10 protein-coding genes and 5 tRNA genes are annotated in these 13,057 nt (G+C 55.9%); 3 read left to right on the forward strand and 12 right to left on the reverse strand.

All coding sequences use genetic code 11. The annotated features are described in order from the left end of the window. The first annotated feature begins 103 nt into the window (after positions 1-103). The 3 genes from emrA (at position 104) to leuA (ending at position 4,662) form a co-directional block, all read left to right on the forward strand. Positions 104-1,276: a multidrug efflux MFS transporter periplasmic adaptor subunit EmrA gene (gene emrA, locus AAER43_RS17770; protein ID WP_050862078.1), complete on the forward strand. Its 1,173-nt coding sequence runs from the start codon at positions 104-106 to the stop codon at positions 1,274-1,276. A 16-nt stretch (positions 1,277-1,292) separates the two neighbouring features. After that, entirely contained in the window at positions 1,293-2,840 is a 1,548-nt protein-coding gene (gene emrB / locus AAER43_RS17775) for a multidrug efflux MFS transporter permease subunit EmrB (protein WP_014884969.1), read from the forward strand. A gap of 166 nt (positions 2,841-3,006) precedes the next feature. Next, entirely contained in the window at positions 3,007-4,662 is a 1,656-nt protein-coding gene (gene leuA / locus AAER43_RS17780; RefSeq protein ID WP_050862079.1) for a 2-isopropylmalate synthase, read from the forward strand. Here the strand turns inward: leuA and AAER43_RS17785 are convergent. The 12 genes from AAER43_RS17785 to alaS form a co-directional block, all read right to left on the reverse strand. Then, on the reverse strand, positions 4,649-5,413 hold the full coding sequence (locus AAER43_RS17785) for a helix-turn-helix transcriptional regulator (protein WP_057057849.1): 765 nt from the start codon (positions 5,411-5,413) through the stop codon (positions 4,649-4,651). The genes leuA and AAER43_RS17785 overlap by 14 nt on opposite strands. 53 nt (positions 5,414-5,466) lie before the next feature. Continuing rightward, positions 5,467-5,982, reverse strand: coding sequence for an S-ribosylhomocysteine lyase (gene luxS, locus AAER43_RS17790; protein ID WP_050862080.1), 516 nt, complete (start codon positions 5,980-5,982; stop codon positions 5,467-5,469). Between the two features lie 152 nt (positions 5,983-6,134). Beyond that, positions 6,135-7,679 carry a glutamate--cysteine ligase gene (gene gshA / locus AAER43_RS17795; RefSeq protein ID WP_023331146.1) on the reverse strand — a complete coding sequence of 515 codons (1,545 nt, stop codon included), beginning with the start codon at positions 7,677-7,679 and terminating at the stop codon, positions 6,135-6,137. Positions 7,680-7,762: 83 nt separating this feature from the next. Next, complete coding sequence (locus AAER43_RS17800; RefSeq protein WP_014884974.1) at positions 7,763-8,191, reverse strand: YqaA family protein; 429 nt, start codon at positions 8,189-8,191, stop codon at positions 7,763-7,765. Continuing rightward, complete coding sequence (gene yqaB, locus AAER43_RS17805) at positions 8,188-8,754, reverse strand: fructose-1-phosphate/6-phosphogluconate phosphatase (RefSeq protein ID WP_050862081.1); 567 nt, start codon at positions 8,752-8,754, stop codon at positions 8,188-8,190. Before yqaB ends, AAER43_RS17800 begins: the two co-directional genes overlap by 4 nt. A 258-nt stretch (positions 8,755-9,012) precedes the next feature. Beyond that, positions 9,013-9,089, reverse strand: a tRNA-Arg gene (locus AAER43_RS17810). Positions 9,090-9,118: 29 nt separating this feature from the next. Further along, positions 9,119-9,195, reverse strand: a tRNA-Arg gene (locus AAER43_RS17815). Between the two features lie 29 nt (positions 9,196-9,224). Further along, positions 9,225-9,301, reverse strand: a tRNA-Arg gene (locus tag AAER43_RS17820). 64 nt (positions 9,302-9,365) lie between these two features. Continuing rightward, positions 9,366-9,442, reverse strand: a tRNA-Arg gene (locus tag AAER43_RS17825). Positions 9,443-9,446: 4 nt separating this feature from the next. Next, positions 9,447-9,539 (reverse strand) — tRNA-Ser (locus AAER43_RS17830). 342 nt (positions 9,540-9,881) lie between these two features. After that, positions 9,882-10,067: a carbon storage regulator CsrA gene (gene csrA / locus AAER43_RS17835; protein ID WP_000906486.1), complete on the reverse strand. Its 186-nt coding sequence runs from the start codon at positions 10,065-10,067 to the stop codon at positions 9,882-9,884. A 241-nt stretch (positions 10,068-10,308) separates the two neighbouring features. Then, positions 10,309-12,936: an alanine--tRNA ligase gene (gene alaS / locus AAER43_RS17840; RefSeq protein WP_023331147.1), complete on the reverse strand. Its 2,628-nt coding sequence runs from the start codon at positions 12,934-12,936 to the stop codon at positions 10,309-10,311. Between the last annotated feature and the right edge of the window lie 121 nt (positions 12,937-13,057).

Consider the following 13,057-nt stretch of genomic DNA (forward strand, 5'->3'; position numbering starts at 1 on the left):
AGATTCATAAGAAAACCGACAGGCCAGCACGTCACACTGCTGGCCTTTCTGACAACAGGTCGGCTCAGCCGATGTGAAAATAAGAAGATCGTGGAGAACAACAATGAGCGCAAATGCGGAGAGCACTAACCCGCAGCAACCGGCCAACAAGAAAGGCAAACGTAAAAGTGCCCTTCTTCTGTTGACCTTGCTCTTTATTATTATTGCCGTGGCATATGGGTTCTATTGGTTTTTAGTATTGCGTCATGCTGAAGAGACAGACGACGCCTACGTGGCAGGGAACCAGGTACAGATTATGGCGCAGGTGTCGGGCAGCGTGACGAAAGTCTGGGCTGACAATACCGACTTTGTGCAAAAAGGCGATGTGTTGGTCACCCTCGATCCGACTGACGCGCAGCAGGCATTTGAGAAAGCCCAGACCGCGCTGGCCTCCAGCGTTCGTCAGACCCGCCAGCTGATGATCAACAGCAAACAGCTGCAGGCCAATATCGACGTGCAGAAAACGGCACTCGCACAGGCGCAGAGCGACCTCAACCGCCGCGTACCGCTCGGCACCGCCAACCTGATTGGCCGTGAAGAGCTGCAACACGCCCGCGATGCCGTTGCCAGCGCTCAGGCGCAGCTGGATGTGGCGATTCAACAGTACAATGCCAACCAGGCAATGGTGCTGGGCACCAGCCTTGAAAACCAGCCCGCCGTGCAGCAGGCGGCAACTGAAGTGCGTAACGCATGGCTAGCCCTACAGCGTACCAAAATCGTCAGCCCGATGACCGGCTATGTCTCCCGCCGTTCCGTCCAGCCAGGGGCGCAGATCAGCCCGACCACGCCGCTGATGGCGGTCGTTCCGGCAGACAATCTGTGGGTAGACGCTAACTTTAAAGAGACACAACTTGCCCATATGCGTATCGGCCAGACCGCGACGGTTGTCAGCGACATCTACGGCGATGACGTGAAGTACACCGGGAAAGTGGTTGGTTTGGACATGGGTACCGGCAGCGCCTTCTCCCTGCTGCCTGCGCAGAACGCCACCGGTAACTGGATCAAAGTGGTTCAGCGTCTGCCTGTGCGTATTGAACTGGATGCAAAACAGCTGGCGGATCACCCGCTGCGTATCGGCCTCTCAACGCTTGTGACGGTTGACACCGCGAACCGCGACGGTCAGATCCTGGCAAGCCAGGTGCGTAGCAGCCCGGCTTATGAAAGTAACGCCCGTGAAATTAGCCTCGATCCGGTCAACAAGCTGATCGATGACATCGTGAAGGCAAACGCCGGTTAATCCGAAGGTGAGCGTTATGCAACAGCAAAAGCCGCAAAAACCGCTGGAAGGCGCGCAGCTGGTCATTATGACCATTGCGCTGTCGCTGGCGACATTCATGCAGGTGCTGGACTCCACCATCGCAAACGTGGCGATCCCGACCATCGCCGGTAACCTTGGCTCGTCGCTGAGCCAGGGGACCTGGGTCATTACCTCATTCGGGGTGGCAAACGCCATCTCCATTCCGATCACCGGCTGGCTGGCAAAGCGCGTCGGTGAGGTGAAGCTGTTCCTGTGGTCTACGGTGGCGTTTGTGCTGGCCTCCTGGGCATGCGGCATGTCAAACAGCCTGACGATGTTGATTTTCTTCCGCGTCATTCAGGGGATTGTCGCCGGGCCGCTGATCCCGCTTTCCCAGAGTTTGCTGCTGAGCAACTATCCCCCTGCGAAACGCTCCGTCGCGCTGGCGCTCTGGTCAATGACCGTGATCGTCGCGCCTATCTGCGGACCCATTCTCGGCGGATACATCAGCGATAACTATCACTGGGGCTGGATCTTCTTCATCAACGTACCGATTGGCGCCGTCGTGGTATTAATGACGCTGCAATCGCTGCGGGGACGAGAGACGCGCACCGAACAGCGGCGTATCGACAGCATCGGGCTGGCGCTGCTGATCCTGGGTATCGGTAGCCTGCAGATCATGCTCGACCGGGGTAAAGAGCTCGACTGGTTCAACTCGCAGGAGATCGTCATCCTGACCATTGTCGCGGTGGTGTCGCTCAGCTTCCTGATTGTCTGGGAGCTGACGGACGACAACCCGATAGTCGATCTCTCGCTGTTTAAGTCGCGAAACTTCACCATCGGCTGTCTGTGTATCAGCCTCGCCTATATGCTCTACTTCGGCGCGATTGTTCTGCTGCCACAGCTGTTGCAGGAGGTGTATGGCTATACCGCAACCTGGGCGGGGCTGGCGTCTGCACCTGTTGGGGTGATCCCGGTTCTGCTGTCGCCGATCATTGGCCGCTTCGCCCATAAGCTCGACATGCGTCGTCTGGTGACGTTCAGCTTCATCATGTACGCGGTGTGCTTCTACTGGCGTGCGTATACCTTCGAGCCGGGAATGGACTTTGGCGCCTCGGCGTGGCCGCAGTTTATTCAGGGCTTCGCGGTCGCGTGCTTCTTTATGCCGCTAACCACCATCACGCTCTCCGGCTTACCCCCTGAGCGTCTGGCGGCGGCGTCGAGCCTGTCGAACTTCACCCGAACGCTGGCGGGCTCCATCGGGACGTCGATCACCACCACCCTGTGGACGAACCGTGAATCGATGCACCATGCCCAGCTGACCGAAGCGGTGAATCCGTACAACCCGAATGCCCAGCAGATGTACAGCCAGCTGCAGGGCATGGGGATGACGGAGCAGCAGGCATCCGGCTGGATTGCCCAGCAGATCACCAGCCAGGGACTGATTATCTCGGCTAACGAGATTTTCTGGATTTCGGCAGGGATCTTCATCGTCCTGCTGGGGCTGGTGTGGTTTGCCAGACCACCGTTTGGTGCCGGTGGCGGGGGCGGTGGCGCGCACTAGTCCTCTGCGGCGGTTGCCGGGTGGCGGCTACGCCTTACCCGGCCTACGATAACCGGGCCGCCATCCGCAGGCCCGGTTGTCCAAAACGCGATAGCAATTGTCATTTCCGATAAAGCAGCGCGCCTGAAATCTCGTCACGATAGTGAAAAGACAACAGGAGCGCACCATGCTGAACACACCCGCAGACAAATACACGCCTTACCCTACTCTCTCTCTGCCCGATCGCCGCTGGCCTGAGCAGCGCATCACCCGCGCGCCGCGCTGGCTCTCAACCGACTTACGCGACGGCAACCAGGCGCTGGCCGAGCCGATGGACAGCGCCCGCAAACTCCAGTTTTGGGGACTTCTGCTGAGCTGCGGCTTTAAGGAGATTGAGGTCGCCTTTCCTTCCGCCTCACAGACGGACTTCAACTTTGTTCGCCAGCTGATTGAAGAGAACCGCATCCCGGATGACGTCACCATTCAGGTGCTCACGCAGGCGCGGGAAGATCTGATCGTCCGCACCTTTGAGTCCCTGCGCGGCGCAAAGCAGGCCACGGTACATCTTTATAACGCCACCGCCCCGCTGTTCCGTCGTCTGGTGTTTGGCATGGAGAAGGCGCAAATCGTCGAGCTGGCTACGCGCTCCACCCGCCTTATTCGTCAGCTGTGTGAAGAGAACCCGGATACCCACTGGCAGTATGAATATTCACCGGAAACCTTCTGTTTTACCGAGCCGGAGTTTGCGCTGGAAATTTGTGAGGCCGTGGCAGAGATCTGGCAGCCGTGCGATGCGCGTCCGATGATCATCAACTTACCGGCCACCGTTGAAGTCAGTACGCCAAACGTCTATGCCGATCAGATTGAATATTTCTGCCGTCACTTCAGCCGCCGCGCCGACGTCTGCATCAGCGTGCATCCGCATAACGACCGCGGCACCGGCGTCGCCAGCGCGGAGCTGGCCGTCATGGCCGGGGCTGACCGCGTCGAGGGCTGTCTGTTTGGTAACGGCGAGCGGACGGGCAACGTCTGCCTGGTGACGCTGGCGATGAACCTCTACAGCCAGGGCGTTAGCCCCGACCTGGACTTTAGCGATATGAACCGGGTGGTGGAAGTGGTGGAAACCTGCAACCAGCTGCCGGTACACCCGCGCCATCCGTGGGCAGGACGGCTGGCCTACACCGCCTTCTCCGGTTCGCACCAGGACGCGATCAAAAAAGGCTTTGATGCCCGCAAGCCTGGCGAGCGCTGGGAGATGCCCTACCTGCCTGTTGACCCTCAGGATATCGGCTGCACCTATGAAGCGGTGATCCGCGTGAACAGCCAGTCAGGGAAAAGCGGTAGCGCGTGGCTTATCGAGCAAAATCATGGGCTGAAACTGCCCCGCGCCCTGCAGCAGGATTTCAGCCAGCACGTGCAGCAGGAAACCGACCGCCACGGAAAAGAGATGACGCAAAATGCACTGTGGCAGCTGTTCCGCACCCGCTACGGTCTGGTGGAAACACCGCAGTTTGCGCTGCAATCGTACCGCAGCGACAGTCAGCAGGATGGCCAGCTGCGTTTAACGGCAAGCGTCACAACGCAGGGGGGGACGCGTCAGCTTGAGGGACACGGGAATGGCTTGCTGTCCGCTGCCGCTCATGGCCTGAGCCGCTGGATCAACGCGCCGTTTGTAATTAAGGATTATCACGAACACACGCTGGGTGAACGCAGCGACAGCCGCTCGGTGGCATACATTCGCTGTCTGTTCCAGGACGGTACCAGCCGCTGGGGCGTAGGCATTGATAGCGACGTTGCACGCGCATCGCTTCAGGCGCTCTTTAATGCGGTCAGTCGTTCTTAAAATAATCGCTGGGTGAGATACCCATCACCCGGCGGAACATGGCCGTAAAGGCGCTGTGGCTGCCGTAACCCAGATCCAGCGCCACACCTAATACCGGCTGGCCCTGCGCCAGCCGCACTAAGGCTTCCAGCAGCCGCGCCCTTCTCACCCACTCGCTGTAGCTTAATCCCGTCTGCTGCTGAAAATGACGGTTCAGCGTGCGCTCGCTCATGCCAAGCGCGCTCGCGCTCTGTTGACTGTTCCAGCTCTCTCCTGGCGACTGACGGATCTGTCGGCACAGCTGGCGTAACGGTTCACTTTCCGGCTCCGGCAGATGAAACGGCAGCACCGGCATGATGCGAAGTTCATCCAGAATGAGTTCATACACGCGCTCGTCACGGCTTCCCGGTGAGTACGATTCAGGCAGTGAGAGGGCGGAGAGGATCAGCTCGCGCAACAGGGGCGAGATCTGCACGATCTGGCACGTGGCCGGGAGATCGGCTCGCGCCAGTGGATCGATAAACAGCGTTCGCGCCGCTACGCTACCGGTGATGCGCAGGGCGTGTTGTGTCCCCGCAGGAAGCCAGACGCCGCGTCCGGGGGGTACCACCCAACAGCCAGATGCCGTTTCGACCCGCACGACGCCCGTCAGGCTGTGCAGCAGCTGCGCGCAGTCGTGCTGGTGCCATGGCTCACTGTCGCCATGAACGTAATCATGGGCAAACGGAACAAGGGGACGATGGGTAAAGGAGAACGTTGAGGTTGTGGTCATGGGCTAAACAACCCTCACCCTACCCTCTCCCGGAGGGAGAGGGAAAAGGTGCACTAGATGTGCAGTTCCTGCAGTTTTTCTTTCGGCAGGGCCAGCTCTTCGTTGCTGTTCACGCGAACATCACGCTCGATGATGTGACGAGCGATGTCCTGCGCTTCTTCCAGAGAGTGCATATGGTAAGTCCCGCACTGGTAAACGTTCAGCTCTGGGATCTGGTTCTGCTCTTTCACCTTCAGCACGTCTTCCATGGCTGCTTTCCACGCGTCTGCAACGCGTTTCTCTTCCGGCTGACCGATCAGGCTCATGTAGAAACCGGTACGGCAGCCCATCGGAGAGATATCGATAATCTCAACGCCGTTACCGTTCAGGTGGTCGCGCATAAATCCGGCGAACAGGTGCTCCAGCGTGTGAATGCCTTTCTCTGGCATCACTTCTTTGTTCGGCACGCAGAAGCGCAGATCGAAGACGGTGATTGTGTCGCCGTGCGGGGTGTGCATGGTCTTTGCCACGCGGACTGCAGGTGCTTCCATACGGGTATGGTCGACAGTAAAGCTATCTAATAACGGCATACGTCACCTCCGATAGTGATTTTTTTTAAAATAAACTGAACTCTTCTACACAATGCGCGTCTGAGTATATGAAAGACGCGCATTTGTTATCATCATCCCTGAATTCAGAGATGTATATTTTGGCCACAGCGATGTGGCCTTTTTCTTTTGGTTCAAGCCTGTTTCGCCAGAAACGCTTCAAACGACTCCGTATCCGCCGCTTCAACTTCTTTCTGACGCACCACGGACGCATCGCGTTCTGCTTCAAAATCCGCTTCGCGCAGGATCTGTAATGGCTCCTGCATCAGCATCTCACGGTACTCCGCGGAGAGTGCACGCCCGGTACCACCAATGCCCTGATCAATCATAGAACGCAGAATGCGTGCTGAGAATGTTAGTTCCGGGTTATCGAAGCACTCTACCAACTGGTCGCAGATCTGTTGGTAGGCGTCGCCGCCGTCAATGCTGTCCAGAGTCCGGGCAACACGCTTCAGGTCACGGAACAGATCTTTACCCACTTTGGTCAGCGGGAACTGTGCCGTTTCGCAGCCAATACCCAGCGTCAGACCAGGCTTACGCCCTTCCAGAATCACGCGATTCCAGTTTGTACGGGTGCAAAGCAGTTCGTCTGCACTCATTTCCGGCGCATCCGCCAGCGCACACCAGACCATAAACAGATCCAGGAAGCGAACCTGCTGCTCATCAACGCCAATCGGTGAGAACGGGTTGATATCCAGCGAACGTACTTCAATGTATTCAATGCCGCCGCGCTGTAGCGCATCCGACGGGGTTTCACCGCTGCGCGTCACGCGCTTAGGACGAATCGGCGCATACAGTTCGTTTTCAATCTGCAACACGTTGCTGTTGATTTGCAGGCGTTTGCCGTCTTTTTCGAGGCCGATTTTCGCGTACTCTTCCGACGGGGTTTTGATCGCCCGCTTCAATCCTGCCACATATTCGTGCAATTCGTTAAACGTAATACCGAGATTGCTTTGCGATTTATTGGTATAGCCCAGATCGCTCATGCGAAGAGACGTCGCGTACGGGAGATAGTACATGCCGCACTCGGTCTTTTCGAACGGCAGCGTGGTGGGTTTCCCCTGCAGGAACGAAGAGCAAATGGCAGGTGACGCGCCAAAGAGATACGGGATCACCCAGCCGAAACGGTAATAGTTGCGGATCAGACGGAAATACCCGGCTGAGATCGCTTCTTTGTCCGTTTCTCCCCCTTTCGCCTGCCAGAACGCCATCGGCAGCGAGAAATTGTAGTGCACGCCAGAGATGGTCTGCATCAATGCGCCGTAGCGATTTTTCAGACCTTCGCGATAGAGCGTTTTCAGCCGACCGATATTTGACGTGCCGTACTGCGCCAGCTCAATCTCCTGGCCCTGTTCGATATAGCACGGCATGCTGAGCGGCCACATACGCTCGTCACCAAGATTGCGCGCCGTATAGCGATGAATATCGCGCAGGATTGTCAGCATGTGATCAATATCGCCGTCCACCGGCGTGATGAACTCCAGCAGCGCTTCAGCGAAATCGGTTGTGATCCATTTATGTGTCAGCGCCGAGCCTAACGCCTTCGGGTGACCCGTCGTCGCTAAGCTACCGTCCGCGTTAACGCGCAGCGTTTCACGCTCAAGACCACGCTGAATACCCTTCAGAGCCTGAGGGTGGTTTTCCAGCCAGGCCAGCGCCTGAGATACGTCCGGGATCAAATTGACCTCCCGCCTGTCAAAGTAATGTTACTCAGCATAATTGTAATGGTTGACGATTGAAGGTCGCGTATTCATTCCACCAATTAGTGCCACCACGTCATACCCTGTAGTGTTGCCCACGCCACGAGAACATAGCGCAACGCCTTGCCAAGGCACAAAAAAAAGAGCACCGGTCCCCAAGAGATGCGCATCCATCCCGCCAGCAGACACAGTAAATCGCCTATTACAGGCATCCAGCTTAATAACAGCGTGGCAGCGCCATAGCGTTTTAGCCAGCCAACTGCCTTTTCCTGCCAGCGCGACGTTTTGCGCAGCGGAAAGAAACGCCCAAGAATAACGTTAGTCAGCCCTCCAAGGCTATTACCCATTGTTGCTATTAATACAAGTAGCCAGGGCTGACTGACGCCGGACAACAACATCGCCACCAGCACCACTTCCGAATTTCCCGGTAACAGCGTGGCGCTTAAAAAACTGCTGGCGAATAATGAGGCAAGTGACAATGCGTCACTCACAGTAAGCGCACATCCACCGCATCCATTCCGGCATCACGTGCGGCCTGGATACCAAAATCGGCATCCTCAAACACGACGCATTTTGCCGCCGGTACGCCCATTAATTCTGCGCAGAGCAGGAAGGTGTCCGGTGCTGGCTTGTGACGCTTAACATGATCGGCAGCGACGACAGCTGAAAAATAGTGGCGCAGGCCAAGATGGTTGAGCAAGGCTTCTGCAATCGCGCTCTCGCTGCCCGTGCCGACAGACATAGGGCGACGTCCGTGCCACGCTTTAACCACGTCGATAAGGGGTAAAGGTTGTACGGTGTCTAACAGTATGGCTTTAACCGCATCGGTTTTTTCGCGCGCGAGCAGGTAGGGGTCGAGATCGGCCTGATTCAGTTCAATCACGGCCTGCGCAATACGCCAGATTGGGGATCCGTTGAGGGCTATCATCGCCTGCAGGTCGAAACGCATACCGTAGCGGCCCAGGACCTCGGTCCAGGCTTGACGATGCGTGGGTTCGGTATCCAGCAGGGTGCCATCCATATCGAAGATCAAACCGTCATACTGTGCGTACATCGTGCTCTCGCTAAACGATTAACAAAGCATTACTTTATCGTAAATGGTGGTTTTTGTCGCTGATTGCGAAGTGATAACAATGAGAGTGATTAAGAACTAAACATCGAAGGGGACGATAAGAAGAGATGGTGCATCCGGGAGGATTACTCGGCTACGCCTCGCCCTACGGGCCGTTGCTGAAGCAACGTTATCCTCCCTGGTGCTTGCGTTTAACTCGCAGACCTTGAAACAACAGTATGGCTGTTATCTCGGAGAATATGGTGCATCCGGGAGGATTCGAACCTCCGACCGCTCGGTTCGTAGCCGAGTACTCTATCCAGCTGAGCTACGGATGCATCAGGGAAATGCTTTAAGAAACAGTAAATGGTGCATCCGGGAGGATTCGAACCTCCGACCGCTCGGTTCGTAGCCGAGTACTCTATCCAGCTGAGCTACGGATGCATCAGGGAACTGCTTTCAGAAATAGTAAATGGTGCATCCGGGAGGATTCGAACCTCCGACCGCTCGGTTCGTAGCCGAGTACTCTATCCAGCTGAGCTACGGATGCATCGGGATTTACTACTGTACTGCTCGATATTCATATCACTTCGAAAGCAATATGAAGTAATAGATGGTGCATCCGGGAGGATTCGAACCTCCGACCGCTCGGTTCGTAGCCGAGTACTCTATCCAGCTGAGCTACGGATGCAAAATGGCGGTGAGGCGGGGATTCGAACCCCGGATGCAGCTTTTGACCGCATACTCCCTTAGCAGGGGAGCGCCTTCAGCCTCTCGGCCACCTCACCACACAACGCCTCTTTCGAGTGCTTCGAGTAACTCGTTAAGAGCTTCTCGTCGCTGCGTGGCGCATATATTACTTTCTGGGACTTATAAGTCAAACAATTTTCCAAAAGCTTTTATCGTTTGCACAAATCACACGCAATTCGCATGTAAAACCCGCAAAGAGGGTGTTTTATAAGCGGATTTTGCATCGAACTTCTCAAAAAACGTTTGTAGAAAGGCTGGGGTTGGGGCGCGTTAAGAATAGTAGAGTGGTTAAAAAGAGAGCGGTTGAAATGAAACGGTAACGTTGAGCAGGAAAAATGACAGGAGGGTTGCGTCTCGCCCGACAGCGAGACGCGACAATATCAGTAACTGGACTGCTGGGATTTTTCAGCCTGGATACGCTGGTAGATCTCTTCACGGTGGACAGATACTTCTTTAGGAGCGTTAACACCAATACGTACCTGGTTACCCTTTACCCCTAAAACTGTCACGGTGACCTCATCCCCAATCATGAGGGTCTCACCAACTCGACGAGTCAGAATCAGCATTCTTTGCTCCTTGAAAGATTAAAAGAGTCGGGTCTCTTGTATCCCGGCATTATCCATCATATAACGCCAAAAAGTAAGCGATGACAAACACGTAAAGTGTAAGCAGTCACGGCATCACATTCTGTTAAACGTAAGTTTAGCCGATATACACAAACTCAACCTGACTTTATCGTTATCGATAGCACAGTGAACAAGACGCCATAACGTTGCCGCTATGGCGTCTGATTGTGCTTTGTAGTTATTACAGTTTCGCGCTCACCCAGCTTTCTACGCTGGCCAAAGCTTGCGGAAGTGCCGCCGCATCCGTACCACCGGCTTGCGCCATGTCCGGACGACCGCCTCCCTTGCCACCCACCTGCTGGGCGACCATACCAATCAGTTCCCCTGCTTTTACGCGGTCGGTCACATCCTTAGAGACGCCCGCAATCAGAGAAACCTTACCTTCTGCCACTGTCGCCAGCACGATAACGGTAGAACCAAGCTGGTTCTTGAGATCGTCGACCATAGTACGCAGCATCTTAGGCTCAACTCCCGCCAGATCGCTGACCAGCAGTTTGACGCCCTTAATGTCTACCGCTTTGCTGGAGAGGTTTGCACTCTCCTGCGCCGCAGCCTGTTCTTTCAGCTGCTGGAGCTCTTTTTCCAGCTGACGGGTTCGCTCCAGCGCAACACGCACTTTCTCGCCCAGATTCTGGCTATCGCCTTTCAGCAGCTGCGCGATGTCGTGCAGCTGATCGCTCTGCGCATGCAGGCTGGCAATTGCGCCTTCACCGGTTACCGCTTCAATACGACGCACGCCAGCCGCCGTACCCGACTCGGAAACGATTCGGAACAGGCCGATGTCACCGGTGCGCGATGCGTGAGTACCACCGCACAGTTCGGTCGAGAAGTCGCCCATGCTCAGTACGCGAACACGTTCGTCATACTTCTCACCAAACAGCGCCATCGCACCTTTTTTCTTCGCGTCCTCGAGGTCCATGATATGGGTCTCGATCGGCAGGTTACGACGGATCTGAGCGTTCACCAGATCCTCCACCGCACGGATTTCCGACGGTTTCATCGCTTCAAAGTGCGAGAAGTCGAAACGCAGCACTTTGTCATTAACCAGAGAACCTTTCTGTGCAACATGGGTGCCCAGCACGTCGCGCAGGGCAGCGTGCATCAGGTGGGTTGCAGAGTGGTTCAGACGAATACGCGCACGGCGTGCTTCATCAACATTCGCCTGCACGCCCTCGCCCACTTTCAGCGAACCGGAAACCAGTTTGCCCTGGTGACCAATCGCCTGACCAAATTTCTGGGTGTCGCTTACGCTGAAGCTGAAACCATTGCCTTTCAGTTCGCCCTTATCGCCAACCTGGCCGCCGGACTCAGCGTAGAACGGCGTTTTGTCCAGAATGACAACCGCATCCTGACCTGCACTGATGCTGTCTACGGCTTTACCGTCAACAAACAGGGCGGTCACTTTACCGGTCAGCTCCAGTGCGTCGTAGCCTTTGAATTCAGACGCGCTATCAACGCGGATCATCGCGTTGTAGTCTGCGCCGAAACCGCTGGATTCACGCGCACGACGACGCTGTTCTTCCATCGCGGCTTCGAAGCCCGCTTCGTCAACTTTGATGTTACGCTCACGGCAAACGTCCGCCGTCAGGTCAACCGGGAAGCCGTAGGTGTCGTACAGGCGGAAAGCGGTTTCGCCATCCAGCGTGTCGCCCTTCAGTTTTGCCAGTTCTTCATCCAGCAGCGCCAGACCGCGCTCCAGCGTACGGGCAAACTGCTCTTCTTCGGTTTTCAGAACCTGCTCGACCTGCGCCTGCTGGCGTTTCAGCTCGTCACCGGCTGCACCCATCACGCCAATCAGTGGCCCAACGAGTTTGTAGAAGAAGGTGTCCTTCGCGCCCAGCATGTTGCCATGACGGATCGCACGACGAATGATACGACGCAGCACATAGCCACGGTTTTCATTCGACGGGATTACGCCGTCGGCAATCAGGAACGCACAGGAACGAATGTGGTCTGCAATCACGCGCAGCGATTTGTTGTTCAGATCGGTCGCACCGGTCACTTCCGCAACGGCTTTGATCAGGGTGCTGAACAGGTCAATTTCGTAGTTGGAGTTAACGTGTTGCAGAACGGCGGCAATACGCTCCAGGCCCATACCGGTATCAACGGACGGTTTCGGCAGCGGCTCCATGGTACCGTCTGCCTGACGGTTGAACTGCATGAAGACGATGTTCCAGATCTCAATATAGCGATCGCCGTCTTCTTCCGGGCTGCCAGGAGGTCCACCCCAGATGTGGTCGCCGTGATCGTAGAAGATCTCGGTGCACGGACCGCAAGGACCGGTATCACCCATCTGCCAGAAGTTGTCAGACGCGTATGGCGCGCCTTTGTTATCACCGATGCGAATAATGCGCTCGCGCGGGATACCGACCTCTTTTTCCCAGATTTCGTAGGCTTCGTCATCGGTTTCATAGACGGTAACCCACAGACGCTCTTTCGGCAGGTTGAACCAGTTTTCACCGGTCAGCAGTTCCCACGCATATTGAATGGCATCGTGTTTGAAATAGTCGCCGAAGCTGAAGTTACCCAGCATTTCGAAGAACGTGTGGTGACGCGCGGTGTAACCGACGTTTTCCAGGTCGTTGTGTTTACCGCCCGCACGCACGCAACGCTGTGAGGTTGTGGCGCGGGAATAATTACGCTTGTCGAGACCAAGGAACACATCCTTGAACTGGTTCATCCCGGCGTTGGTAAACAGTAAAGTCGGGTCGTTGTTCGGTACCAGGGAGCTGCTGGCAACAACCTGGTGTCCCTTACTATGGAAAAAATCGAGAAACGCCTGACGGATCTCAGCGGTGCTCTTGCTCATAATTATCCTGAAATCAAGCTAACGAAATGTCGCAGCCAGCCTGTATCGATAAACCGTTGGACAGACCAGCTACTGGAAAAAGTGGGAATAAGATAAGTTTTCTTTGGTGGGAAGTAAAATC

It is taken from the genome of Enterobacter sp. FUJ80071 (assembly GCF_038739915.1).
Lineage (GTDB): Bacteria > Pseudomonadota > Gammaproteobacteria > Enterobacterales > Enterobacteriaceae > Enterobacter > Enterobacter kobei.

Bases quoted from the DNA above. Each gene is read 5' to 3' on its own strand.
- emrA (WP_050862078.1), top strand. From the start codon at position 104: ATGAGCGCAAATGCGGAGAGCACTAACCCGCAGCAACCGGCCAACAAG.
- luxS (WP_050862080.1), bottom strand. From the start codon at position 5,982: ATGCCGTTATTAGATAGCTTTACTGTCGACCATACCCGTATGGAAGCA.
- alaS (WP_023331147.1), bottom strand. From the start codon at position 12,936: ATGAGCAAGAGCACCGCTGAGATCCGTCAGGCGTTTCTCGATTTTTTC.
- AAER43_RS17785 (WP_057057849.1), bottom strand. From the start codon at position 5,413: ATGACCACAACCTCAACGTTCTCCTTTACCCATCGTCCCCTTGTTCCG.
- csrA (WP_000906486.1), bottom strand. From the start codon at position 10,067: ATGCTGATTCTGACTCGTCGAGTTGGTGAGACCCTCATGATTGGGGAT.
- yqaB (WP_050862081.1), bottom strand. From the start codon at position 8,754: ATGTACGCACAGTATGACGGTTTGATCTTCGATATGGATGGCACCCTG.
- emrB (WP_014884969.1), top strand. From the start codon at position 1,293: ATGCAACAGCAAAAGCCGCAAAAACCGCTGGAAGGCGCGCAGCTGGTC.
- leuA (WP_050862079.1), top strand. From the start codon at position 3,007: ATGCTGAACACACCCGCAGACAAATACACGCCTTACCCTACTCTCTCT.